The 24101-nt window shown below is 69.5% G+C and carries 24 protein-coding genes; 14 read left to right on the plus strand and 10 right to left on the minus strand.

What is annotated here, in order from left to right; genetic code table 11:
- Positions 1-550 precede the first annotated feature (550 nt).
- From C503_RS39765 to C503_RS39775, 3 genes are all read left to right on the plus strand, one after another.
- Positions 551-1921, plus strand: a complete 1371-nt coding sequence (locus C503_RS39765) for an NsdA family TPR-like regulatory protein (RefSeq protein ID WP_483756923.1) — start codon at positions 551-553, stop codon at positions 1919-1921.
- Between the two features lie 17 nt (positions 1922-1938).
- Positions 1939-2826 (plus strand): phosphotransferase, encoded by an 888-nt coding sequence (locus C503_RS39770; protein WP_063710809.1) that lies wholly within the window; start codon positions 1939-1941, stop codon positions 2824-2826.
- 69 nt (positions 2827-2895) lie between these two features.
- Positions 2896-3780, plus strand: a complete 885-nt coding sequence (locus C503_RS39775; RefSeq protein ID WP_211222414.1) for a phosphotransferase — start codon at positions 2896-2898, stop codon at positions 3778-3780.
- 231 nt (positions 3781-4011) lie between these two features.
- Here the strand turns inward: C503_RS39775 and C503_RS48535 are convergent, their stop codons facing one another.
- The 6 genes from C503_RS48535 to egtA all read right to left on the minus strand — a co-directional run bounded on the left by C503_RS48535 (position 4012) and on the right by egtA (position 10579).
- Positions 4012-4137, minus strand: coding sequence for a hypothetical protein (locus tag C503_RS48535; protein WP_018683582.1), 126 nt, complete (start codon positions 4135-4137; stop codon positions 4012-4014).
- Positions 4138-4473: 336 nt separating this feature from the next.
- Positions 4474-6063, minus strand: a complete 1590-nt coding sequence (locus C503_RS0117840; RefSeq protein ID WP_033400751.1) for an alpha/beta hydrolase — start codon at positions 6061-6063, stop codon at positions 4474-4476.
- A gap of 151 nt (positions 6064-6214) precedes the next feature.
- A complete protein-coding gene (gene egtD, locus C503_RS0117845) occupies positions 6215-7195 on the minus strand; it encodes an L-histidine N(alpha)-methyltransferase (protein WP_018683584.1) in 981 nt (326 codons plus the stop codon).
- Positions 7188-7973 carry an ergothioneine biosynthesis protein EgtC gene (gene egtC, locus C503_RS0117850; protein WP_018683585.1) on the minus strand — a complete coding sequence of 262 codons (786 nt, stop codon included), beginning with the start codon at positions 7971-7973 and terminating at the stop codon, positions 7188-7190. Before egtC ends, egtD begins: the two co-directional genes overlap by 8 nt.
- A 3-nt stretch (positions 7974-7976) precedes the next feature.
- Positions 7977-9302, minus strand: a complete 1326-nt coding sequence (gene egtB, locus C503_RS0117855; RefSeq protein WP_033400752.1) for an ergothioneine biosynthesis protein EgtB — start codon at positions 9300-9302, stop codon at positions 7977-7979.
- Between the two features lie 5 nt (positions 9303-9307).
- Positions 9308-10579 carry an ergothioneine biosynthesis glutamate--cysteine ligase EgtA gene (gene egtA / locus C503_RS0117860; RefSeq protein WP_051114862.1) on the minus strand — a complete coding sequence of 424 codons (1272 nt, stop codon included), beginning with the start codon at positions 10577-10579 and terminating at the stop codon, positions 9308-9310.
- 398 nt (positions 10580-10977) lie between these two features.
- On the opposite strand from egtA, the gene C503_RS0117865 reads away from it, so the two are divergent.
- A complete protein-coding gene (locus C503_RS0117865) occupies positions 10978-11568 on the plus strand; it encodes a TetR/AcrR family transcriptional regulator (RefSeq protein WP_026316428.1) in 591 nt (196 codons plus the stop codon).
- A gap of 12 nt (positions 11569-11580) precedes the next feature.
- On the plus strand, positions 11581-12765 hold the full coding sequence (locus C503_RS0117870) for an MFS transporter (protein WP_018683589.1): 1185 nt from the start codon (positions 11581-11583) through the stop codon (positions 12763-12765).
- Here the strand turns inward: C503_RS0117870 and C503_RS44665 are convergent.
- Both C503_RS44665 and C503_RS0117875 read right to left on the minus strand, forming a co-directional pair.
- Positions 12713-12895, minus strand: coding sequence for a DUF397 domain-containing protein (locus C503_RS44665; protein WP_084477184.1), 183 nt, complete (start codon positions 12893-12895; stop codon positions 12713-12715). The two genes, C503_RS0117870 and C503_RS44665, sit on opposite strands and share 53 nt — an antisense overlap.
- A gap of 27 nt (positions 12896-12922) precedes the next feature.
- Positions 12923-13801 (minus strand): helix-turn-helix domain-containing protein, encoded by an 879-nt coding sequence (locus C503_RS0117875; RefSeq protein ID WP_018683590.1) that lies wholly within the window; start codon positions 13799-13801, stop codon positions 12923-12925.
- A gap of 115 nt (positions 13802-13916) precedes the next feature.
- On the opposite strand from C503_RS0117875, the gene C503_RS39785 reads away from it, so the two are divergent.
- From C503_RS39785 to C503_RS44670, 5 genes are all read left to right on the plus strand, one after another.
- The gene (locus C503_RS39785) at positions 13917-14189 is read left to right on the plus strand and encodes a hypothetical protein (protein WP_018683591.1); all 273 of its coding nucleotides are present in this window, start codon (positions 13917-13919) and stop codon (positions 14187-14189) included.
- Between the two features lie 19 nt (positions 14190-14208).
- Positions 14209-14778, plus strand: a complete 570-nt coding sequence (locus C503_RS0117885) for a TIGR03086 family metal-binding protein (protein WP_018683592.1) — start codon at positions 14209-14211, stop codon at positions 14776-14778.
- Between the two features lie 154 nt (positions 14779-14932).
- Positions 14933-16255, plus strand: coding sequence for a hemolysin family protein (locus C503_RS0117890; protein WP_018683593.1), 1323 nt, complete (start codon positions 14933-14935; stop codon positions 16253-16255).
- Entirely contained in the window at positions 16252-17304 is a 1053-nt protein-coding gene (locus C503_RS0117895) for a hemolysin family protein (RefSeq protein WP_018683594.1), read from the plus strand. The genes C503_RS0117890 and C503_RS0117895 overlap by 4 nt, the downstream gene beginning before the upstream one ends.
- A complete protein-coding gene (locus C503_RS44670) occupies positions 17297-18292 on the plus strand; it encodes a 3-methyladenine DNA glycosylase (RefSeq protein ID WP_245572509.1) in 996 nt (331 codons plus the stop codon). The genes C503_RS0117895 and C503_RS44670 overlap by 8 nt, the downstream gene beginning before the upstream one ends.
- On the opposite strand, the gene C503_RS0117905 is transcribed toward C503_RS44670, so the two are convergent.
- On the minus strand, positions 18179-19168 hold the full coding sequence (locus tag C503_RS0117905; protein ID WP_018683596.1) for an inorganic phosphate transporter: 990 nt from the start codon (positions 19166-19168) through the stop codon (positions 18179-18181). The two genes, C503_RS44670 and C503_RS0117905, sit on opposite strands and share 114 nt — an antisense overlap.
- Positions 19169-19795, minus strand: coding sequence for a DUF47 domain-containing protein (locus C503_RS0117910; protein ID WP_018683597.1), 627 nt, complete (start codon positions 19793-19795; stop codon positions 19169-19171).
- 247 nt (positions 19796-20042) lie between these two features.
- Here C503_RS0117910 and C503_RS39790 point away from each other — a divergent pair, with 247 nt between their 5' ends.
- The 4 genes from C503_RS39790 to rnhA all read left to right on the plus strand — a co-directional run bounded on the left by C503_RS39790 (position 20043) and on the right by rnhA (position 24081).
- Positions 20043-21842, plus strand: coding sequence for a VWA domain-containing protein (locus C503_RS39790; RefSeq protein ID WP_018683598.1), 1800 nt, complete (start codon positions 20043-20045; stop codon positions 21840-21842).
- Between the two features lie 100 nt (positions 21843-21942).
- The gene (locus C503_RS0117920; RefSeq protein WP_156893293.1) at positions 21943-23016 is read left to right on the plus strand and encodes a hypothetical protein; all 1074 of its coding nucleotides are present in this window, start codon (positions 21943-21945) and stop codon (positions 23014-23016) included.
- An 88-nt stretch (positions 23017-23104) separates the two neighbouring features.
- Positions 23105-23629, plus strand: coding sequence for a SecDF P1 head subdomain-containing protein (locus C503_RS0117925; protein ID WP_018683600.1), 525 nt, complete (start codon positions 23105-23107; stop codon positions 23627-23629).
- Positions 23626-24081, plus strand: a complete 456-nt coding sequence (rnhA, locus tag C503_RS0117930) for a ribonuclease HI (protein WP_018683601.1) — start codon at positions 23626-23628, stop codon at positions 24079-24081. The genes C503_RS0117925 and rnhA overlap by 4 nt, the downstream gene beginning before the upstream one ends.
- Positions 24082-24101 lie beyond the last annotated feature (20 nt).

The following is a 24101-nucleotide window of genomic DNA, read 5'->3' on the forward strand; positions in this document are numbered from 1 at the left end:
GGGCAGGAGAGGGGACGGCCAGGTGGGCGGGGCAGGCGGCGGGGCGAGGGGCACCCGCCGCGCCATCGAACCGCCCGGATGTCGGTGGTCCGTGACTGACGCCCAAGAGCGTGGGTCAGCTCCCCGGCCCTACCTGACCTGATCGTGGGGTGGGCAGCCCGACCACGTCCACTCGCGGCCATGGCTGAAGCGGGCTTCGCAGCGTTCTCGCTGTTGTCGATCGTGTCAGCGGGAAGTGCGAGTGTGGTCATCGCGATTTCCTTCGCCATGGTGGGTGGACATCTCTTGACCTGTACGCGATCGCTGAGGGCACAGTGTCGGCCCACTACCGCACTTGCGGCGCTTCGGGCGATGGCATGAGAATGGCGGGAACGTCGCCCGATCGCTGTAGTAAATTGCCGGTCACGTTGACAGTCACGGAGGCGGTCAACTTGGAGATCCGCTTGTGCGAACCGAGGAATGATGCAACCGATCCGGGTATGGCACGATCATCGCATCGGGGTCCCGGGAGGTGGACGTGGCCGAGAGAAACGTGAAGTTCGAGGCGGCGATGCGACGCACACCGTCTCCTGCTCATTCCGGCAGGAACGGGCCGATCAGTCGCGCGGAACTCGCCGAGGAGGTCAACCGGTGGGTTCGTGAGCACACCACGGCGAAGACCGCGATGGACGAGCACCTGGTCGGCAAGATCGTCAGAGGCGAGACGCGGTGGCCGGCGGCCCACACACGCAAGGCGCTGTGCGCGATCCTCGGTGCCCGAACCGAAACCGATCTCGGATTGATCAAAGGACGCAACACCGCTCGGCGGAGTGGCCAACTCCTGACAGCCGATACCTGTCCACCTTCAGGCGCGGTCACACAACTCGAACCTGGATCATCTTCTGCGAGCATTCCAGCGACGAACATCGACAGAATCCTCTGCGAGACGAGTGGCAACACCGGTGACGTTGATCTGATGACGAATGTGGACGCCGTCCGCGCCCTGGCTGTATCCACGATCACCGGCAGGTCTGCGTCCGACGAGGTCGTCGACCTCATCGAGGAACGCGTGCATGACCACACGCTTTCCTATCCGAGTTCGGCGCCGAAGCATGCCTTGGGTGCGTTGGTGGCCGACATCGGTCGGGTGCAGCGACTGGCGGGCGAGCGGCAGCCCGCGACCGTTCAGGGCAGGCTGTCCGCGGCGAGCGCGGTGTTGTTCACCCTGGGCGCCGACGCGCTGATGAAACTCGGTGACAGTACCCGCGCGCGCCGCTGGTACCAGACCGCGATGATGGCCGCCGGCGACGCGGGGCGTCCTGAGCTGCGCGCACTGGTCCACGCACAGCAGACGATGCTGTCCTACTACTCCGGCCGCTTCGACGAAGCGGTCGAGCTGGCCCGGAACGCGCAGCAGCTACTGTCCGGCAGACCCTGCGGCCCGGCCGCGCTCGCGGCCGCTGCCGAGGGCCGCGCGCTTGCCCGCCTCGACGATCACCGCGGCGCCGAGCAGGCCATCGGCAAGGCGCGGGACCTGGTCGACAAACTCGGTTCCCGACCGCCCGACGTGGCCTTCGAGTTCGGCGAGGAGCGTCTGCTGCTCTACTTGTCTGGCACTCTCACCTACATGGGACAGCACACACGAGCCGAACGGGTCCAGGCGCGGGCGTTGGAGCTGTACGCCCGCCGACCTCATGTCGTGGTCGACCCCGCCCTCATCACGCTCGACCAAGCCATCGGCCGAGTCGCCGCCGGGTGCCCCGCCGAGGGCTGCGCGCTGGCCACGGCCACCCTGCGCGACCTCGACCCCGAGCACCACCGCACCCCCCTCCTGCTCAACCGAGCCCGCGAAGTCATCACCGTCGTTCCCGCCGGTCACCGCGCCGCCGCCGCGACCGAACTTCGAGAACTACTCGCTGAGCAGTACGAGCGTTCGCGGTGACCTCGATCCACGCCCCCATGGCACGCCTCACCGAGCAGACCTTTCTCCCCCAGAACACCCAGACCGTTGCCGAACACGCCTGCCGCGCCTACGGGCTCGACCCCGCAGGCGCGGTGTTGCTCCGCCACCAGACCAACGCGGTGTTCAAGCTCGTCACGGCCCCGGTCATCGTCAAGGTCACCCGCCCCGGAATCACCCACACCGATGTCGTCGTCTCCCTGGTCGAATGGCTGCACGAACACAACGTGCCGACCGTTTCCCTGATCCAGGGAAGCCCTCAGCCCCTGACCGTGGCCGGCTGCGCGGTGACCTTCTGGGAATACCTTCCCCAAAGCACACCGATCCTGGCACAAGAGATCGCCGAACCCCTACGAGTATTGCATGAGTGCCCACCGCCGCCGCAGGCACTTCCCGCCTTGGACCCGATCGGCGCGATCCACCGCTCCATCGACACCAGCCGCATCCTCGACGACGACGAGCGACGCCTACTGCGCCGCACGTGCGGCGACCTCGAAACCCTCTACCGCCAACTGCCCTATCAGGACACATCGAGGGTCCTCCATGGTGACCCCCAGCATCGCAACACCCTGCGTGGCCCCGACTCCGTCGTCCTGTGCGACCTGGACAGCATGGTCATCGGACCACCGGAATGGGACCTGGTCACCATCGAAGTCCACTGCCGCAGGTTCAGTCATCCACCGGATCACTACCGCGCCTTCGCCGACCGCTACGGCGCCGACATCCGCACATGGCACGGCTATCCCGTCCTCTCCGCTGTCCGTGAACTGCGGATGATCACCTCGAACGCGCGCAAGTCCGCCGCCGGAAGCGCCCAGGCAGACGAGGTGCACCGACGCGTCCGGGACCTACATCTGGCACCGACAACCCCGTGGACGATCCTGTAGATCTATACCAGGTGCCGGGAGGTGGGCGTTGCCGAGAAATGTGAAGTTCGAGGCGATGTGGCGCACAGGGTGACCGCTCCTCACGACGACCACGTCCGTCGCCTCGTGGTTCTGGCTGCCAAGCAGCTGGGTTTGGACTCACGTGGGCTGGACTTGTTGCACCGGCACGCGACCGCTGTGTACCTGCTTCCCGTGGAAGGCGTGGTCGCTCGTGTCCAGTTCGGCGACGTCGCCGCCGTCGGGCGGGCCGTGACGCTCACTCGCTGGTTGGCCGACCATGCGGTCCCGGTCACCGAACCGGCGCCGGGCGCGGGCCCGGTGGTCGTGGACTCGGCCGCGGTGAGCTTCTGGGTGCACTACCCCCAACCCTCTCCCGCACGCGTCCCGCCCGCGGCCCTCGGTCGGATCCTGCGTGACCTGCATGGCCTGCTCGCCCCGCCGGTGGACCTGCCGGTCTACCGACCGTTGGCCTCGCTGCTCGACACCGTCACGACCACCGAGGTCCTCGACCCGGCCGATCGCGGGTGGCTGCTCGATACCGGTGCCGCGTTGCTGGCCGCCTACGACGCCCTGGACTTCCCGTTGGGGCGCGGATTCGTGCATGGCGACGCCTACCCGGGCAATCTCCTGTACGACGCGCTCCGCGGCCGGTGGCTGCTGAGCGATTGGGAGGAAGCCGCCATCGGCCCCCGCGAACTCGACCTGGCGAACACCTACCAAGGGGTACGGATGGGCCGCACAGCCGCCGACCTCGACGAGTTCGCCGCCGCGTACGGCTACGACCTGCGGGACTGGTCGGGCCTGGACACGTTGCGCGGATTGCGGGACCTGCACAGCATCGGCGCCTTCCTGCTCCGCGCCGCCGCGGGCGACCGATTCGCTCACGACGAAGTCACCCATCGACTCGACGTGCTGCGCCGAGGGGACCCGACGACTCCCTGGCACACCAGGTGATCGTGGGCCGGTCAAGGCATCCACAGGCAAGATCGACACAAGCCCGCGCAACCGCCTCGACCGGTAGAATGGATCTCGGGGGATCCCCGCGAGTTGTCCACAACGAGGCCGGATCATCCACATCCCGGCCGGGGCTGTTGCGCGAGGCTCAGGCCGCGGTCTGCTGTGCGTGAATGGCCGCCGCACCCGACTCGGTGAGCCAGGCGGTGAGGGTTCGCAGGCCTGGGTGGATCACGCGCAGGGTTTCGATGTCGGCGTGCCGCGGTCGCCCGCCAGCCAGCGTTTCCTGGTCTCGACGACCGCAGGCATGATCGCGGCGGCTTCCGTGTCGGTGCGTTGCGCGTAGCGGACCGGCACGCCGATGGCCTCTGTGATCGCGGCGGCGGCACGTGACGCAGGCGCACACCACCGTCACGAAACCACCCGCGCACACTACGTCGAATGCGGCACCCGCCTGAATCTCCGATCCACCGGCCGACCACCCCGCCACTGCGGCCCGACCTGCCGCCAACGCGCCCATCGTCGCCGCGCCGCAGGCTGAACGGCCACGGCGCCAGACCCACGGGCAGGCACAGCATTGTCTCTCCCGGCCTGGCAACGGGTCGAGCCGATCGCTCGCCAAGTGCTGGACAGACCGGTGGCGTTGAGCAACGGCCAACGCCACCAGCCTGCTTCCAGAGGCGGAGTCTTGGGTCAGGGCTTGGGGAAGACCGGGAGGTCCGGGGCGCAGACCTGGCCCGGGGCCGGGACCTTCAGGTTCACCAGGTAGTCCGCCGCGATCCGGTCCGTGCACGTGCTGTCGCCCAGGATGCAGTGGCCGAACGCGTCCACGCTGACCAGGCGGGAGTTTCCCAGTTCGGCGGCCATGCGTTGGCCGAATTGGTATCGGGTCGCCGGGTCGTTGTAGTTGCTGAAGACCAGGACCGGGTTGGGGGTCTTGCGGTCCCATGGACCCGCGTACCGGTCGGCGAAAACCGGCCATTCCGCGCACAGTGCCTGGTCGCCCCAGGCGCCGTGGCGGCCGTAGGTGGGCATTTCGCGGTCCCAGCGGTCGGCGGTTCGGGGGACGTCGGTGAGTTTGTTGTGGAACGGTTTGTCGCTGCAGTTGACCGCCGCGTACGAGTCGTCGCCGGTGTAGGGGCTGTCGGGGTTGTCGAGGCGGGTGTTGCCGGACAGCAGGGACGCGGCCTGGCCCGGTGCCAGGAGGGCGGGGTGCGGGGCGAGGGACGGGTGGATGATGTCGTACAACTCCTGCAACAGCCTCGCCAGGTCGGGCAGTTCCGGCCGCGAATAGAGAATGCTGCCGGTCGCGCTCACGAACAGTCCGTACGTCACCTCGGTGCCGTCCGACAGTTTCACCGGACCGTGCGTTTTCAGGTATTCCCGGCTTTCGTCGAACTTCGCCCGCGCGCCGCCACTGTATGCGCATAGCGGGCCTGCTTTGTCGCATTCCTTGAGGAACGCGTCCAGGGAGATCTCGAAACCGGCCGTGCGCTGGTGGTCGTATTCCGAGCCGTCCGAGGTACGCAGCGCGGGGTCGACGTTGCCGTCCAGCACGATCGCGCGGGACCGTTGTGGGAAAAGGTTGACGTAGGTGGCGCCGAGCAGGGTGCCGTAGGAGAAGCCGAGGTAGTTGAGCTTGTCGTCGCCCACACCCGCGCGCATCAGGTCGAGGTCGCGGGCGACGTCCTGTGTGGACATATGGGCGAGCAGCGGGCCTGCGAACCGGTCGCAGTACTGGCCGTACTCGCGGGTGCCCTCGATCGTGTCGCGAATCTCCTTCCTGGTGTACGGCACGGCGGCGATCTTGGCGTTCACCGCGGCCGCGTCCTCCGCGGTGGCGAAGCAGCGGAGAGTGGTGCTGCGCCCGATGCCGCGCGGGTCGAAGCCGATGATGTCGAAGCGGTCCAGGACGGCGGGCTGCACGATCCGGGACGCGACGGTCGGCAGGGCGAAGCCGGAGCCGCCCGGACCGCCGGGGTTGAGGAACAGCGAGCCGATCCGGTGGGTCGGGCTGTCGGCGGCGCGGCGCAGCATGGCGATGCTGATCGTGCCCAGCCGCGGGCGGTCGTGGTCCAGTGGCACGTTGTAGTCGGCGCAGCTGTACTTCGTCCGCTCGCCGGGCGGCATGGTCGTCGGGAGCGCGTCGGCCGGGCAGGTGTGCCACGCCACCGGCACCGGGGTGGCGGGTGCCGGGGCCGCGGTCGCGGTCGCGGTGGGCGCCACCACCACCCCGGCGACGAGCGCGGCCACCGCAGCGGCGGCGCGGGTCAAGGTACGCATGGTCACGAATTTCCCCTCGTTTTCACGTACATGACCAGACGAGACTCACACGTGAATACGAGGGGAAACATCCGCGAATCGGCGCAATTATCACCGACATCCGGCCGCTGACGAAAGACAGGGGCCGGACAGGTGACCACCTACACTATAGCTAATCCGCCCTGGCCAGGGACAGTGCGAACCGGCCTGCGGTGTCGGTCCACCAGCGCTCCAGGGTGAACCCGGCGTCCGAGAGTTCGACGGCGACCCCGTCCCGGCGGAATTTCGCCGAGATCTCGGTCCGCATTTCCTCGCCCTCGGCAAATCCCACTTCCAGACCCAAAGCGGATATCGTGGCCGTGATCTCCCGGCGGGCCCGTAGCCGCATCTCGATCCATTCCTGTTCCGAGTCCCACACCGCCACGTGCGCGAAGTCGTCCGGGTCGAAATCGGCGTCCAGCTCGCGGTTGAGCACGTGCAGGACGTTGCGGTTGAACTCCGCGGTGACCCCGCGTGCGTCGTCGTAGGCCTGGACCAGGGTCCGCTCGTCCTTGACCAGGTCGGTGCCCAGCAGCAGCCACTCCCCCGGCTTCAGCACGCCGCGGATCGCGGTCAGGAACTCGGCGCGCTCGGCGGGCAGGAAGTTGCCGATCGTGCCGCCCAGGAACGCCACCAGCCGGGGCGGCTCGCCCGGCAGCAGGCCAAGGTGCTCGGTGAAGTCGCCGACCACGCCGCTGACCCGGATCCCGGCGTACTCCTCGGCCAGCGCCGTCGTCGCCTCGCGCAGGGCCGAGTCGGAGACGTCCAGCGCCACGATGTGCGCCAGCGTGCCCGCCGCACGCAGGGCGTCGAGCAGCAGGCGGGTCTTCTCCGACGAGCCGGAACCCAGCTCGACCAGGGTGTGCGCGCCGGTGACGGCGGCGATCTCGGGGGCGCGCTGGGCCAGGATCTCCCGCTCGGCGCGTGTCGGATAGTACTCGGGCAGTCGGGTGATCTCCTCGAACAGCTCACTGCCCCGCGCGTCGTAGAACCACTTCGGCGGCAGCGACTTCGGGTCCGCGGCCAGGCCCTCCCGCGCGTCCTTGGCCAGCGCCCGCGCGGCGTGGTCGTCGGGCAGGTGCACTTCCACTGGGTCGAGCAGGTGGTCAGTCATCTGCGGTGGTGTCCCTTTCGGGGGAGGTGGGCCCGAGCGCGCGCACCCGCACGTCCGGGGCAGGGGTCAGGGTGGCGACCAGCAGCGACCGGTCCGCCACCGGGGTCCACTGTGGATCGTCGGCCCACGGTTCGGAGGCTACGACCACGCTGTCGGGTCCGCACAGCACGGACAGCGAGTGCCACCACGTCGTGGCCACCAGCGTCGTGCCGTCGGTGAGCAGGAAGTTGAGCCGGGAGTCCGGCGCGACCTCGGCGACGAGCAGCGCCACCTCGGCGACGGCGTCCGCCGGGTCCACACCGGACCGTAGTCGTTCACGGACCATCGCCCACAACAGCGCGCTGTCGGTGGGCGCGTCCAAGGTAATCAAGTCGACAATGGACAGTGAGGCGGCCAGCCCGGCCACACTGTGCGGCCAGCCGGTGACGCGTCCATTGTGGCTGAACAGCCAGCGCCCCTCGGCGAACGGCGCGCACGCGGTGTCCACGACGGGCATCCCGAACGTGGCCGAACGCACCGCCGCCAGGACGGCGCGACTGCTCGTCACCGCCGCCAGCTGGGCGAACGACGCGTCCGTCCACATCGGAACCGCCCGCCGGTACCGCACCGGCGGTGCCTCGTCGTCGAGGTACCAGCCGACGCCGAAACCGTCCACGTTGACGGTCCCGCCGCCGCGCATGTCCGCGGGCGCCCAGGTCTGCCGCAGCAGCCCGGACGGCCCGTCGAGCAGACCGGCCAAGGGCACGGCGGGACCCAGGTAACCCAGATGGCGGCACATCCGTCAGCGCGCCTCGGCGGGCGTCGCGTCCCGCGCGCACCGGAAGCCGGAGAAGATCTGCCGCCGGATCGGGTGATCCCAGTTGCGGAACGTCCCGCGCACCGCCGACGCGTCGGTGCCGAACGACCCGCCTCGGAGCATCTTGTAGTCGCCGCCGAAGAACACCTCGGAGTACTCCCGGTACGGGAACGCCGCGAACTCCGGGTACGGGTGGAAGCCCGAGTCGAGCCACTCCCACACGTCCCCGATCAGCTGCCGCACGCCCAACGGCGACTCGCCCCTCGGGTACGAGCCGACCGGCGCGGGCCGCAGGTGCCGCTGCCCGAGGTTGGCGTGTTCCGGCGTCGGGTCCTCGTCACCCCACGGAAACCGGCGGGACCGCCCGGTCGCGGGATCGAAACGGGCCGCCTTCTCCCATTCCGTCTCGGTCGGCAGCCGCTTGCCCGCCCAGGTCGCGTATGCCTGGGCCTCGTGGAAGCAGACGTGCACGACCGGCTCGTCCAACGGGACGGGTTCCACATTCCCGAACCGCCGCCGAAACCAGGTGTCGCCCTGCAACTCCCAGAACTCGGGTGCGACAAGTCCCGCTTCCTGCCGGTGCGCCCAGCCTGCCGCCGACCACCAGCGCGGCTGGTCGTACCCGCCGGAGTCGAGGAACTCCAGGTAGTCGCCGTTGCTGACCGGCACGGTGTCGATGTAGAAGGCGTCCACGAACGTGCGGAACGCGGGCCGCTCGTTGTCCAGCGCCCACGGCTCGGTCGACGTACCCATGGTGAACTCCCCCGCCGGGACGAACACCTCGCGCCGGTCGGGCCGGGTCGCGGGTTCCGGATCGGGCGCGTGCAACACCGGCGCGCCGATCCGCAACTGGTGCGTGGCCAGCATGGTCTCGTCGTGCTGCTGCTCGTGCTGGACGATCATGCCGAACGCGAAGCCCTGGTCGACCAGCCTGCGCCCCTCCAGCGGACTGCGGTCCAGCACGTCGAACACCTTGTCCCGCACCTCGCGCACATACGTGCGCGCCTCCAGCGGCGAGAGCAGCGGTAACGCCGGTCTGTTGGCCCGCGCGTGCTGGAACGCGTCATACAGCTCGTCGATGTCCTGGCGCACCGGCTCGCGGCCGCCGACATCGCGCACCAGCCAGAGCTCCTCCTGGTTGCCGATGTGCGCGAGGTCCCAGACCAGCGGCGACATCAGCCTGGAGTGCTGCCGGACGAGGTCGCCGTCGTCCACCGCCTCGGTGAGCAGCGTGCTGCGCTCGCGTGCGCGGACCAGTTGCTCGGCGACCCTGGCCCGGAGCTGCTCCGGCTCCAGAAGTCGATCATCCATCGTGGTCACGACTGCCTCCCGTTCGTCGTGCTCGCGCCCGCCGTCCCGCCCGGACAGTGGAACGCGCTCGTGTCCCGCAACCGCGCCAACCCGGACGCGACCACGGCCCCGATCCCGGGCGGTAACCCCAACCGGGCCACCGCCGACAACCCCAGCTCCAGCACCCGGCACGCGGCCCGCGCGAGGTCCGGGTCCGCCAACCCGAACTGGGCCGCCGCCAGCCACCGATCCGCCACCGGCGCGCACGCGTCCACCACCGCGTCCACCGTGACCGGGTCGGCCAGCAACGCGACCAGCAGCGCGGCCGGGGTGACCCACTCGCCGCCGTCCTGCGCGTCGAGGTAGCGGACCTCCAGGTAGCCGTGCGGCCGGACCGGCGGGAACAGCGTGCTGATGTGGTAGTCGAGGTCGTCGGTCGAGGGCGGCTCGGGCAACGCGCCGTCGATCCAGTCGGCGAAGGTGACGCCCGCGGGCGCGTCCCAGCAGTCGTCCGGTCTTCGCACGCACAACAACGGCGCGTCCAGCACGTACTCGGCCCACGCCGCGGCCGGGTCGTCGGTGATCGGGACCGGCCGCGACCGCCGCGGGTCGACCCCGAGCACGGACCTGACCCGCGCGGACGCCCAACCGGTCGGCGCACCGGCCAGGTCGGGCGAGTTGGCGAACAGCGCGATCAGCACCGGGCCCAGCGCGGACACCGCGGCCCAGCGGGCCACGAACCGGTCGGCCTCGCCGATGTCCAGGCATACCTGTAGACCCGCGCTGGCACACATCATCGTGATGCCGTCGGGTCCGATGGGGGCGAACGCGCGTTCCATGGCCGCATAGCGCGGCGTGTCCAACACGCGTCGTGGGGAGCGGTGCGCATCGAGCCCGCGGGGCCCGAGCACGAGCCCGGCCTGGTCGAGGAGATCGGCGAGATACCGGTGGTCGGCGGTGACCGCATCGATCAGCGAACCGAGGTCGGAGGCCGGGAGGGAGGAGATCTCCACCTGCCCACCTGGCTCAAGAGTGAGCGGCGAACCGGCCGGAAGCGGCAGGTGGGGGCTGTCGGGAAGGAGTGTGGCCGGGGCGTGCGGCCCCAGCGCGGCAGCGAGGTGATCGGGTTCGAGCCGCCGCCGGGGATCGTCGCGGTGGTGCACGATCCATTCGAGCTCGACACCCAGCAGACATGGCGGACCATGCTTGAAACAGACCGACGCGACGTAGGCCTCGGCCTCCACCCTGGCCCGCAGGCGCCTGCGCTCAGGCTCCAGGGTCCGGCCAGGAACGGACATAACGATCACTCCCCTCACCCTGTCGAGAGCTTGTCTCCGCTGGAAAACGACGCTACACGCGGCCACCGACAACCGCATGGGCCGCGCGTCGACAAGGGTGGGTGGGCAGGGCCCGGACCTGGGCGAAGACTTCGAGCGCACCCCGAGATCACAGTCGGCGGCGGTACGGTGGTGTCCTGGGCCGCTGGACGACGTTGCTGGACGAAGCCGCCCGAAGCAACGACGGGATTCGAACCCGCGTCTCCCGAATGTGCAGTTCGAAGTAACCGCTGCCTTCGCACCGGGGCACGCTCGAAGTCTTGCAAGTGTCAGCCTAGGGGTGGTGCCAAGTGAATATCCGGGAACCCAAAACGTACGTACGGATTGCTTAATCGGCGGGGCACTGACACCATCATCCGGTGCCCAGGGTGAGCCAGGACCATCTCGACGCGCGACGCCGCCAGATCCTCGACGGTGCGCGGTCGTGTTTCGCGCGCTACGGGTACGAGGGTGCGACCGTGCGGAGGCTGGAGGAGGCTACCGGACTCTCCCGGGGGGCCATCTTCCACCATTTCCGGGACAAGGAGTCGCTGTTCCTGGCGTTGGCCGAGGACGACGTGCTCCGGATGACCGAGGTGGTGGCCGAGCAGGGCCTGGTGCAGGTGATGCACGACCTGCTGTCCACCAAGCCCGCCGGGGAGGAGAACCCGGCCGACTGGCTGGGCACCCGGCTGGAGGTGTCCCGCCGGTTGCGGACCGATCCCGAGTTCCGGTCCCGTTGGGCGGAACGATCGGAACAGCTCACAACCGCGACCCGGGAACGGTTGTTGCGCCAGCGTGAAGCCGGGAAACTCCGGGACGACGTGGACGTGGTCGTGCTCACGGCGTTTCTGGAACTGGTCCTGGAAGGTCTCGTGTCCCACCTGGCGATGGGACTCCCGGCCGACGACCTGGACCCGGTGCTGGACCTGGTGGAGGAAACAGTTCGACGCCACCGCAGGTCGAGCTAGATCATCGGGGGCGTGCGCGCCTACGTAGCGGCGGCCGGGTTCGCCCGGATCGCGGACGAGATGGTCGGTATCGGCGTCGTGTTGTTGACGCTGGATCGCACGGGCAGCGCGGCCTGGGCCGGGGCGACGGTGATGGCCTACACCCTGCCATCCATTGTGTCCGGCCCGGTGGTGGGCGCCTGGCTGGACCGGGTGGCGTACCGCCGAGCGGTGTTGGCGGGCGGCGGCGTGTTGTTGGCGGCGGTGTGCCTGGGCCTGACGGCGACGGTGGGACGGGCACCGGCGGTCGTTCCGTTGTTGCTGGCGGGTGTTGCGGGACTGGCGGTACCGCTGACGACCGGGGGTTATTCGAGCCTGATCCCCCGGCTGGCACCGGAACGACTCGGGACGGCGAACTCACTGGACGCGGCGACGTTCAGTATCGGCACGATCACCGGTCCCGCGTTGGCCGGGACGGTGGCGGCGGCGGTGAGCCCGGCGGCGGCCGTGAGTTTGATCGCAGTGCTCGCCCTGGCGGGGTCGATCAGCACGGCGTTCCTGCCCAGGATCGGGACGGTGACGGGTGATCACGCGCCGTTGTTGCGGACGGTCCGGGCGGGACTGTCCCACTTGTTCCGGACGGCGCCGTTGCGTGGGGCGACGCTGACCACGGTCCTGGGTTACGGCTCGGTCGGCATTCTGGCGACGGCACTCCCGTTGCGGGCGGAAGAACTGGGACAGGAACGGGCGACGGCGGGATACCTCTGGACGGCGTTGGAAGTAGGCAGCCTGATCACGGTGGCCGTGCTGGGGAAGCTGGCGGCGGGGGCGCGGCCGGAACGGGTGGTGTTCGTCAGCACGGCGGTGTTCGGGTTGGTGATGTTGACGTGGCCGCTGGCCGGGAGCTTCCCGTGGACCATGGTGTTGGTGGCGGTGGCCGGGCTCGCGGAGGGGCTGGCGTTGCCCGCGATCATGGCTACTCGGCAGCGGTACACGCCGCAGGAGTTGTTGGCACAGGTGTCGACGACGGGGGCGAGCCTGAAAGTGGCGGGGTATTCGTTGGGAGCGCTGGCGGGCGGATGGCTGGTACCGGCCGGAGGGCCGACGGCGGCGATCTTGACGACCGCCGCCGTCCAGCTGGTCGGGGCTGGATTAAGCGCTTGGACTAGCGCGAAATCGAGCGCACCAACTCGGCCATCGCAGACGCCGACAGGCTGAGCTGACCGGCCTCGGGCGCCTTGCTGTCGCGAAGCAGGTAACCGGTGTTGAGGCAGGCGGCCTCCACACAGTTACCGCCGCCGAAACCCCCATCACCGGAGAAGCTGCTCTTACGCCAAGTCACACGCATGAGCGGTCCCTTCGCAGAAAATCGTCCTCAAGAAGTCTTGCCAACCTCGCTTAGCAGGTCAAGCGATCGCTCTGGCGATAGCGCTCGCTGTGTGAGGATGCCCCATCGTTCCAGGCACATGCGGACCACATCGCGGTCCTCGATGTAGATCGAGCCGCCCGGTCCCTCGGTGTAGCCGAAGTCCGGGATCGGGTCCGGGAGTGACAGCACCGAGAAGGGACCGTTCACAGCGGGTGTCGCACCCGTGTCTTTGGCCAGGATCTGGATCGTGATGTGCTTCTCTTGGGCGGCGTCGATCAGCCGACCAACCTGACCGCGCATCACTTCTGGTGAACCGATCCGCCGTTCCAGGATCGACTCGTCGAGAACCACGTGGTACCTCAACGGATCCGGCCGTGTCAGCACGCTCTGGCGCACCGTGCGGGCAAGGATGCGCCGTTCCAGAACATCGTGAGACAGTCCCGGATTGGCTCCAGTGATCAGCGCACGGATGTAATCGGTGGTCTGGAGCAGTCCAGGCACCACTACGGTCTCCAACTGTCGCACGGCTTGCAACGCTGGTTCGATGTCGAACAGGTTGTGGAACTGCTCGGGCAGGTCCCGGCGTAGGGCCAGCCAGTGTCCGCGTTCTGCGGGCTTGGCAGCCAGGTCGAGGATCTGAATGCGGACTGCCTCGTCCGTCACCCCGTAGGCCGTGAGCAGTCGCTCGACGTCGAAGGACTTCACGCCCTGTTCGCGGTTCTCGATGCGGCTGATCTTGGATTTGGACCACTTGCCGCCCAGGCCCTGGAGGATGTCCACAGCCTGGTCCATGGTCAGACCGGCCTTCTCGCGCAGTTGGCGCAGTGTCTCGGTGAGTTGCCACTGCCGCACCGTGGCGTTCACCGGTCCGGGCTCGATCGACACCCCATCCCCCAATCGTGTGAAAAGTGGGAGTTCCACTTTCCCGTCGTCTAGTTGCGATCCACTCTTACTACAGATGATCAGTGTCCATCCCATGCTGAGTAAGAGAGAACGAGACATGACTGTGCTGACCCACGTGACCCGAACGGGTACCGAGTCCGACATCGACCTGGCGATTCCCCTCCCTCCCAGGGTCTTCGCCATCGTCTACCACGGTCCGGACGTCGATCCCTGGATGGCCGCCTGGGGCCTGGTCCTGCCCGACCGCATCGAGGTCATCAACATCGAGGGCGGGCCCCGGATGAGTCTGAGCTCCCTCGACCTCGTCATGCGCATGTACGACATCGAGGACGACGCCAGCCCCCGGCTCATCTGGGTGCCCACCGAGTGAGTCTGCTGAACTGGACCCCATGGATCTCCGTGAAGCCCACGACCACGCACGGGACGTCTTCGACCGGGCCGTGCGGTCCGTCCGGGACTGGAACGCGCCGACCCCCTGCGCCGACTGGAACGCCCGGCAGCTCGTCAACCACCTCGTCGCCGAGCAGCTCTGGGTCCCGCACCTGGTCACCGGCGAGACCATCGAGCAGGTCGGCGACCGCTACGACGGCGACCGCACCGGGGACGACCCCGCCAGTGCCTGGTCCGACGCCGCCGAGATCGCCCGGCAGGCATGGGCCGAGGTGCCCGACGACCAGCCGGTCCACCTCAGCTACGCCACCGTCCCGGCCCGGGACTACCGCTGGCAGATGACCCTCGACCTGGCCGTGCACGGCTGGGACCTGGCCACCGCGACCGGGCACGACGCGGTGATCGGGGATCAGCTGGCCGAGGCGTTGATCGGCGAGTTCGCGCCGCAGATCGCGCAATGGGCGGACGCGGGCATCTTCGCCGCGCCGGTCGCGGTGGCGCCGGATGCCGACGGGCCGACCAGGCTCGTCGCGCTCACCGGGCGCGATCCGGGGTGGCGGGCCGGTTGACCACGCAGGACGTCAGGCGCCGGCTCTAGACTGGGCCGGTCGCGGACCACCCCGGCCCGCAGACGAGGAGAGCCCTTTCCGTGCGCAAGGCGCAGCCCCCGTCGGGTGACGGTCCCGGCGACCATACCGACCCGGTAGCCGAGCGGGGCGCTCGGTGACCGGTCCCCTTCTCAGCGTTCTCGGCCTGCTGGCCGTGTGCGCGCTCACCCTGGGCACGGCGGTGTTCGTGGCCGCCGAGTTCGCCCTCACCACTCTCGAACGCAGCCAGGTCGACCACCACGCCGAACAGGTCGGCGACCGGCGGGCGCTGGCGATCCAGAAGGCGCACCGGACACTGTCCTTCCAGCTGTCCGGTGCGCAGCTGGGCATCACGATCACCACGTTGATCACCGGCTACATCGCCGAACCGGCCCTGGCCGCGCTCTTCGAGCCGGTGCTGGCCTGGACCGGGATGGCCGACGCGGTGGCCACCGCGATCGCCGTGGTCGTCGCCCTGTTGCTGGCGACCGCGCTGTCCATGGTGTTCGGCGAGCTGGTGCCGAAGAACCTGGCGATCGCGCGGCCGCTGCCCACGGCCCGCGCGGTGGCGGGCGTGCAGGCCATGTTCTCGTCGGTGTTGCGGTGGCTGATCAACGGCCTCAACGGGTCCGCGAACTGGGCGGTCCGCAGACTCGGGGTGGAACCGCAGGAGGAACTGCGTTCCGCTCGGTCACCGCAGGAGCTGGGCGGCCTGGTCCGTTCCAGTGCGGCTTCCGGGACGCTCGACACCGGGACCGCGACACTGCTGAGCCGGTCGTTGCGGTTCGGCGACCGCACGGCCGAGGAGCTCATGACTCCCCGCGTGCAGGTCCAGGCGTTGCGGGCGGACGCGACGGTGAGCGACCTGATCGAACTGGCACGGGCCACCGGCTACTCCCGTTTCCCGGTGCACGGCGGCGACCTGGACGAGGTGCGCGGCGTCGTGCACGTCAAGCAGGTCTTCAATGTGCCGTCCGCGCAGCGCGCGACCACCCGGGTCGGCTCGCTGGCCCGTCCTGTCCCATCCGTCCCGGAAACGCTCGACGGGGACGTATTGCTGGAACGGCTGCGCGGTTCCGGTCTACAGGTGGCGCTGGTCGTCGACGAGTACGGCGGCACGGCGGGCCTGGTCACGCTGGAGGACCTGATCGAGGAGATCGTCGGCGACGTCCGGGACGAGCACGACCGGGGCGAGGTCAGCCCGGTCCGCAGGCTCGGCCGGGACAGCTGGATGGTCTCCGGCCTGTTGCGGGACGACGAGCTGGCCGAGGCCACCGGGTTCCGGATGCCGACCGGAGAGTACGAGACCGTGGCGGGACTCGTGTTGACCCGGCTGGGACGCATCCCGGAGGTCAACGACGAGATCCGGGTCGACGGCTGGCGGGTGACCGTGATGCGCATGGACCGGCACCGGGTCGCCGAGCTGCGGGTGGCCCGCGTCCCGGGAGCGAGCGCGTGAGCGACCTTCTCTCGCTGGGCGCGACGATCCTGTTGCTGCTGGGCAACGCCTTCTTCGTGGGATCCGAGTTCGCGATCATCACCGCCCGCCGGGACCGGCTGGAGGCGCTGGCCCGCGAAGGCAAGTCCCGGGCCGCGGTGGCCGTGGAGGCCAGCCGGAACCTGCCGCTGTTGATCGCGGGCGCGCAGCTGGGCATCACGATCTGCTCGCTGGGCCTGGGCGCGCTGGCCGAGCCGACCATCGCGCACCTGGTCGAGGGCCCGTTCACCGCGTTGGGCCTGCCCGAGGCGGTCGTGCACGGCGTCGCGTTCGCGCTGGCGCTGGGCATCGTGGTCACCCTGCACACCGTGCTCGGCGAGATGGTGCCGAAGAACCTGGCGATCGCCGGGCCGGAGCGCGCCGCGATGGCGCTCGTGCCCGTCCACCTGGCGTTCTGTCGGCTCGTCCGGCCGGTGCTGTCGATGTTCACCGCGGTGTCGACGGCCGTGCTGAAGGCGTTCGGGGTCAGCCCGCGAGACGAGCTGGAGAGCGCGTACACCCCGGACGAGCTGGCCACCCTGATCGCCGAGTCGCGGCGGGAAGGGCTGCTCGACGACTCCGAGCACCGCAGGCTCACCAACACGCTGACCTCGGCGGAACGGACCGTGGCGGAGGTGCTGGTGCCGCTGGCGAAACTCAAGACGCTCGCGCACCCGCCCACCGTGGGCGAGGTGGAGGCGGCGGTCGCGGAGACCGGGTTCTCCCGGTTCCCGGTACGCATGCCGGACGGCTCGCTGAACGGGTATGTGCACGTCAAGGACGTGCTCGACCAGGTCGACTCCGACCCGGCGACCCGGGTCCCGTGGTCCCGGGTGCGCGGCCTGCCGGAACTGCCCGCGGACTCCCGGCTCGACGAGGCGCTGACGGCGTTGCGGCGGGCGCAGAGCCACCTGGCCAAGGCCGTCTCGGCGGACCGGCGGGTGCTGGGGGTCGTGGCGCTGGAGGACCTGGTCGAGGAGTACGTCGGGACGGTCCGGGACGGGACACACATCGGGAACGGAAATGGCTGATCCCGTGCCGTCCGTTCCGGCTGAAGTGGCCGTGTTGCGGGAACAGGAGTGGCACGCCCGGCGGGACGCACACGTGGAACGGGTGCGGGAGTGGACCGTCCCGCACCAGGAACGCCGGGCCCGCAAGGAGAAACACCCGGTCCTGGACTTCCTGTTCACGTACTACTCGTACCGTCCCGCCCACCTGGAACGGTGGCATCCCGGTCCGGGAGTCGCGTTGGCGGGCGAGTCGGCACGCGAATACCTGCGCTGGCCCGCGTATGTCGAGACCTCGGACGGTGTCGCGCTGGCGCCGCTCGCCGCGAACCGGCGCGGCACGGCCGAGTTCGTGCGCGACCTGCTCGCCGCCACCGCGTCCCGGCCGCCCCGGCTGGGCTGTTTCGGGTTGCACGAATGGGCGATGGTGTACCGGTCCCGGGAGATCCGGCACGAGGCGTGGCCGTTGCGTCTCGGTTCCGAGGGGACCGACGCGGTGGTGGAGTCGTCCACGATCCGTTGCGGGCATTTCGATGCGTTCCGGTTCTTCACGGAACCGGCGCGGCCGCGCAACACGTTGCACCCGACCCGGGACGGCCAGATCGGGATGGAACAGCCGGGCTGTCTGCACGCGAACATGGACCTGTTCAAGTGGGCCTACAAGCTCGACCCGCACTGCCCGTCCAAGCTGGTGGCCGACTGTTTCGAACTCGCGGTGGACGTGCGCGCGCTGGACATGCGGGCAAGCCCGTACGACCTGTCCGCGCTGGGCTACTCCCCCGTGCGGATCGAGACCGAGGAAGGGCGCGCCGAGTACGTGCGCGCCCAGTCGGCGTTCGCCGCGCGTTCCATGCCGTTGCGGGAGCGGTTGATCTCGTTGTGCGAGACGTTGCTGGGGTCAGACGAACAGGTCGATCCCGTACGAGGCGACGACGGCGACCAGCGCGGCGGCCGGGAACGTCAACACCCAGCCGGTGACGATGCTGCCCGCCACGCCCCAGCGCACCGCTGAAAGCCTGCGCGTGGCACCCACGCCCATGATGGCGGCGGTGATCGTGTGTGTGGTGGAGATGGGTGCGCCGAAACCGATACCCGCCCCGTAGAGCACGCCCGCAGCGGTGAGCTGTCCCGCGAACGCCTGCGGTGGGTCGAGCTGGATCACCTTGCCGCCGAGCGTGCGCATGATCCGCCACCCGCCGCTGTAGGTGCCGAGCGCGAGAACGGCGGCAGTCAGCAGGAACACCCACAGTGGGGCGCCCTCGCCGTGCCACCAGTCGCCGACGGTCAGCGCCAGGACGACGACACCGATGGTCTTGGCAGCGTCCTGCAACCCGTGCCCGAGCGCGAGCGCCGCCGACGACACCCACTGCGCGCGGCGGAACCCGCGGTTGACCCGCGTCGGATGCGCCCTGCGCAACAGCCACATCAGGCCGATCATCACCACGTACCCGAGCGCGAACCCGGCCAACGGCGAGATCACCATCGGCACCAGCACCTTGCCGACCACCCCGCCCCACAGCACCGGCGCGCCGCCCACCAGGGCCGCGCCGACCAGACCGCCGATCAGCGCGTGCGAGGACGAGGACGGCAGGCCGAAATACCAGGTCGTCACGTTCCACACGATCGCGCCGATCAGCCCCGCGGCCAGGATCAGCAGGCTGTCCCGGCCGGGCGGCAGCACGGTGATCTCCTTGCTGACCGTGCTGACCACCCGCCCGCCGAGGAACGAGCCGAGCAGGTTGCCCACCGCGGCCAGGGCGAGCGCCGCGCGCGGTCGGATCGCCCGGGTCGAGATGGCGGTGGCGATGGCGTTGGCCGCGTCGTGGAAGCCGTTGGTGTAGTTGAAACCCATGGCCAGCAGCACGACGCCGACTACCAGGAGGTCCACTCAGGACTCCTTGAGCACGATGGTCTCCAGCACGTGCGCGACCTGCTCGCAGGAGTCGACGGTCAGCTCCAGCTGGTCGGCGATCTCCTTGAGCTTGAGCACGCACAGCGGGTCGTAGTCGCCGCCGAACAGCTCGACCAGCAGCGCCCGGTAGGTCTGGTCGCCGTGGTTCTCCAGCCGGTTCAGCTCGATGCAGTAGCCCTCCAGCCGGTCCAGCTCGGGCAGCCGGGGCATGGCCTCGGCCAGCTGGGCGGCGCACTGGCCGATGATGTCGATCATCTCGTGCATTCCGGTGGGCAACGCGGGCAGACCGGACAGGCCGTAGAGGTGGACCAGGGTCCCGACGGACTCCATGTGGTCCATCACGTCGTCCAGGCTGGCGCCGAGGCGGTGCACGTCGCCGCGGTCGAACGGGGTCACGAAGCTCTTGTTGAGCTTGCGGTAGAGCCCGTGCGTGACCTCGTCGTTGGCGTGTTCCAGCTCGGCCATCCTGGCCGAGACGGCGGCCCGGTCGGCGTCGGCGGACTTCAGCCCGGCGAGCACGGCGGCGCCCTCGACGAGGTTGGTGCCCGCGCGGACGAAGAAGTCGTAGAACGAGTCGTCCCGGGGACGGATCCGCCACCTCACCTGCTCAGACACTCCTTGTTCACATGTTGGTCGCCGTTCGTTCATTAGTGAGCCTACGCATGCACCCGGCGGGACCGTCCACCCAGGACGCGGTCCACGCGGAAGTGGCTCCGGTCACAGCTGGGGTGCCGTAGCGCTAGTGAATTTCACCCAGCGTGACTTCACTTGACGCTTCCGCTTCCCCTAATAGAGTGCTGGAGGCCTTGCGCGGTCACCTGCGAGTTCACCGCCGCGCGGAAAGGACGTGATGGCTGCACACGGGAAGAGGGGGTCCCGGTCGCTGGTCGCGGGCGCGGTCGTGGCCCTGGTCGCGCTGCTCGTGCTGGTGTGGGCGGGGTGGAACTGGTTCACCGCCGACCGGTCCGGCCGCTCCGCCGCGGACGCGGCCGCCTGCCCGTCCGGCGATCTGGTCCTGCGCGTCGCGGTCACCCCGAGCGCGGAACAACCGGTGCGCGCGGCGGCCCGCCTGTGGAACGCGGCCCAGGGCGCGCACGCGGTCGACGGCCACTGCGCGCGCGTGGACGTGGTCTCGGTCGAGTCGGCCCGCGCGCTGGCCGGTCTGACGGGCGAGTGGGACACCCGCGCGCTCGGCGACCGCCCGGACGCGTGGCTGCCGGAGTCGACCCTGTGGACCGACCGCCTGACCGCGTTCGACGACTCGCGCATCGCCGCGGCGCCGGAGTCGGTGGCCACCAGCCCGGTCGTCCTCGCCGCCCCCGAGGCGGCGGCCCGCATCCTGCACGACGCGGCACGTTTCCAGTGGTCGGAACTGGGCGACCTGACCTCGGACACGTCGGGGTGGACCCGGTTCGGCCAGCCGTGGGGACGCATCACGGTCGCGCTGCCCAAGCCGGTGGACAACACCGCGAGCGTGCTGGCCGTGCAGGCCACGCTGACCAAGGCAGCGCAGGCGAGCCCGGTAACCCAGCCCATGCTGACCCAACCCGCGGTCGCGGGCGCGCTGACCGGACTCGCGAACTCGCAACCCGCCGACGTCCCCACCACCACCAGCGCCGCATTGGCCCGTCTCGGGGAAGCACCGGACGTGGGCACCGCTCCGTACACGGGCGTGGCGGCGTTGGAGGTCGACCTGCACCGCCGCAACATGGCGCTGGACAGCATGCCGCCCGCTAAACAACCCCTCGCGGAACTTGTCCCGGACGGTCCCACTCCGACCGCCGACTTCCCGTACGTGGTCATCACCGAACCCGCGGAGACCGAGGCCCCCAACAATCCCGGCCAGCCGGACACCCCGCGCTCGGACGCCGCCAACCGGTTCCGCCAGTACCTGCAGGAACCGGATCAACAGGTCGAGTTCGGCCGCGCAGGCCTCCGCGCCGCGCGCAGCACCGAGCGACCGGCGAAGTCGATCGGGATGACCTGGGACCCGACGACCCCGGGCTTCGCGAAGTCCGATGCCCGCACGACGCAACAGCTCACGACCACGTGGTCCGCGGCGGTGGAGGGCGGGACGGTCACCACGATCCTGGTCGACGTCTCCCGCTCGATGAGTACCGCCGAGGCGGATGGGCGGTCGCGGTTGGACTGGGTGAAGGAAGCACTGCACGGCTACGTGGATTACACGGTGTCGGGATCGGTGGGCCTGTGGCCGTTCTCGCACGATCTGTCGAAGGGCAAGCCGTACGAGGTGGCAGTGCCGACAGGGCCGGTCGGCAATCGGCGGGCGGAGTTCCACACTGCCGTGAACGGTCTTGCCGCGTCCGGTAATACGGACTTCTACGAGACCGTGACCGCTGCCTACCGGACTGCCGTGCAGACCTACGTTCCCGGCCGCCGCAACCAGATCGTGGTCATCACAGACGGCGGGACGGACGGCGCGATGTCCCTGTCCCAGGCCAAGTCCGCGATCCACCGCGTCGCGGACAAGACCAAGCCGGTGACGCTGACCGTGATCGGCATCGGCCGCGCCCCCGACCGCTCCTACCTGCGCGACCTGACCGCCACCACCGGCGGCACCCTCACCCCGCTCCCCGACGCCCGGGGCGTGGCGGCGGCACTCGACCAAGCCGTGACCGCGAACCCCTGACCATTCGGGCAACCAAAGGACCGTCCCGTTCGAGGCACACTTCTTGTCCGATCGGCTCCACACCGGACACGGTGGGACGAAAGGACCGTGGAGGTGCCCTGTGCTGGATCGGACGACCCCCGAAGAAGCAGTGCCGACGCCGCACCGGCCTGCCCGTCCCACCACTCCCGGCCACCCGGGGGCGGTCGGCGCATCCACTGTGCTGGCACTGCAACGGACGGTGGGCAACCGCGCCGCGGCCCTGGCGGTCCAACGGGTGGCCGACCCCAGGGAGGGGCTGTGGAGCCCGGACACCGAGACACTCCTCCCAGAGGGGTGCCAGGGCGGGACGGACACGCCCTGGAGAGGGGGAAGGATCAGCTTCAACACCGCGTTCAAGGCGAGTCTCATCAACGAGAAATGGGCCGACAGGCCGGTGCTGATGACAGACAAGGGCGGGCGCCGGGAAGTGGTGCGAACATTCCACGCGGACCCGCACTACGGCAACTGGGTTCCGCTCATCGCCTACCAGATGGACCACATCCTCCCGTGGGCCGAGATCCGGCAGGCCCTGGCGGAGATGACGACCTGGCCCACTGACAAACCGAGCGCGCGCGCTCTGTGGGAAATGAGGACAAGGCACCGAGGCATCGACTTCGGCCAGCTCGTCGTCAAGGACGGCGCAGGCTGGGCACCCTCCATGTACGCGGCGACGATGTACTACCACAACGCGGAGAACCTCCAGCCGCTGGAAGGCTCGTTGAACGCGGCGAAGGGCAAGTCCACCGGAAATCCCTACCGGCAATACGCGAACAGCGCCGACAAAGTCGGCGACAAGCACCTGGACCTGGAGCGGCGGCTGACCCGGGTGTACCTCACTCTCCTGGACAAGATCCAGCACATGGGTCACCACGCCAATGGTGACGATTCCTGGATCGAGTACTGCTGGCAGCTGCTGCAACAGCCGATCCGCGCGCTGGAGTCGATATCGGTGGACCAAATCCAGAAACTCGACGCGTCGGTGCGAGCGGAAAGCGATGCGATGACTCCGGTCCACGACAGCAAGCTGACCGTGCACGTCGGCACTCCGCCGACCCCGCCAGGTGTGAGCGGCTCACCCGACCACTCCGTCGACGAGCCGGAGAGCCCGCCCGCGAGCCCCTACCAGCCGCCCCGGAGTCGATCCAGGCACTGATGTGGTTCGACGATGGTGCCGAGCACGAGCAGGGCACCTGTGGACAACTCCGCGCGGGCCCCGACGCGCTCGTCCTAGGATCGCCGGTATGCGGAAAGTGATCGGTGGTCTGCTGGCGTGCCTGCTCACGTTCGGCCTGGTCGCCTGCGGTGATGCGACCGTGCAGGGTGTGCCCGTCGGACAGGGTTCTCCTGCCGCTGGCACGTCGGGCGGGCCGATCGAGGCCAAGGTGCCGGTCGAGCTGCGGCCGGTCACCAACGTCTCCCCCAGCGGCGAGCCGTCGGGGCCCGACCAGTTCCTCGGCAAGGACGGCGCGGTCTACACGCTGGCGGCGAAGATCGGGGAGTTCACCCGGTTCACCAAGCTCACCGCCGAGGTGGAGCCGCAGACCGGGCAGTGGATGGTGGTCATGGAGCTGCCCGCGGACTCGTCCGCGTTGTTCGCCAAGTGGACCTCCGAGCACGTCGGCGAGCAGCTCGCGTTCGTGGTCGACGGCAAGCTGGTCTCCGCGCCGACCATCCAGGCCGCGATCACCGCCGGGGCCGTGCAGATCTCCGGCGGGTTCGACAAGGACTCCGCACGGCAGCTCGTCGACGACATCATCGGCCGATGACCGCCGTCGAGATCTACACCGACGGCGCGTGCAGCCCGAACCCCGGCCCCGGCGGCTGGGGCGCCCTGCTGCGTTACGGCGGCCACGAGCGCGAGCTGTCCGGCGGCCAGGCGACCACCACGACCAACAACCGGATGGAGCTGACCGCGCCGATCCGGGCCCTGGAGGCGTTGACCCGCCCCTCGGTCGTGCGCCTCTACACCGACAGCACCTACGTCCGCAACGGCATCACCAAGTGGATCGACGGCTGGCGCGCCCGCGGCTGGGTCACCGCCACCGGCGACCCGGTCAAGAACGTGGACCTGTGGCAGCGCCTCACCGCGGCGGTGACCCGGCACGAGGTCGAGTGGCACTGGGTCAAGGGCCACAGTGGACACCCGGAGAACGACCGGGCGGACGCGCTGGCGGTGGCGGGCATGCGAGCGGCGATCAAGCTCGCCGAACCGGCCTAGCGGCACGATCCGGCGAGCCG

The sequence above is a fragment of the Actinokineospora enzanensis DSM 44649 genome (genome assembly GCF_000374445.1).
Taxonomy (GTDB): domain Bacteria; phylum Actinomycetota; class Actinomycetes; order Mycobacteriales; family Pseudonocardiaceae; genus Actinokineospora; species Actinokineospora enzanensis.

Coding starts and splice junctions, on each gene's coding strand:
- C503_RS39765 (WP_483756923.1), top strand. CDS start 551: ATGCGACGCACACCGTCTCCTGCTCATTCCGGCAGGAACGGGCCGATC.
- C503_RS39770 (WP_063710809.1), top strand. CDS start 1,939: ATGGCACGCCTCACCGAGCAGACCTTTCTCCCCCAGAACACCCAGACC.
- C503_RS0117840 (WP_033400751.1), bottom strand. CDS start 6,063: ATGCGTACCTTGACCCGCGCCGCCGCTGCGGTGGCCGCGCTCGTCGCC.
- egtD (WP_018683584.1), bottom strand. CDS start 7,195: ATGACTGACCACCTGCTCGACCCAGTGGAAGTGCACCTGCCCGACGAC.
- egtC (WP_018683585.1), bottom strand. CDS start 7,973: ATGTGCCGCCATCTGGGTTACCTGGGTCCCGCCGTGCCCTTGGCCGGT.
- egtB (WP_033400752.1), bottom strand. CDS start 9,302: ATGGATGATCGACTTCTGGAGCCGGAGCAGCTCCGGGCCAGGGTCGCC.
- egtA (WP_051114862.1), bottom strand. CDS start 10,579: ATGTCCGTTCCTGGCCGGACCCTGGAGCCTGAGCGCAGGCGCCTGCGG.
- C503_RS44665 (WP_084477184.1), bottom strand. CDS start 12,895: ATGCGTGTGACTTGGCGTAAGAGCAGCTTCTCCGGTGATGGGGGTTTC.
- C503_RS39785 (WP_018683591.1), top strand. CDS start 13,917: ATGACTGTGCTGACCCACGTGACCCGAACGGGTACCGAGTCCGACATC.
- C503_RS0117885 (WP_018683592.1), top strand. CDS start 14,209: ATGGATCTCCGTGAAGCCCACGACCACGCACGGGACGTCTTCGACCGG.
- C503_RS44670 (WP_245572509.1), top strand. CDS start 17,297: ATGGCTGATCCCGTGCCGTCCGTTCCGGCTGAAGTGGCCGTGTTGCGG.
- C503_RS39790 (WP_018683598.1), top strand. CDS start 20,043: ATGGCTGCACACGGGAAGAGGGGGTCCCGGTCGCTGGTCGCGGGCGCG.
- C503_RS0117925 (WP_018683600.1), top strand. CDS start 23,105: ATGCGGAAAGTGATCGGTGGTCTGCTGGCGTGCCTGCTCACGTTCGGC.
- rnhA (WP_018683601.1), top strand. CDS start 23,626: ATGACCGCCGTCGAGATCTACACCGACGGCGCGTGCAGCCCGAACCCC.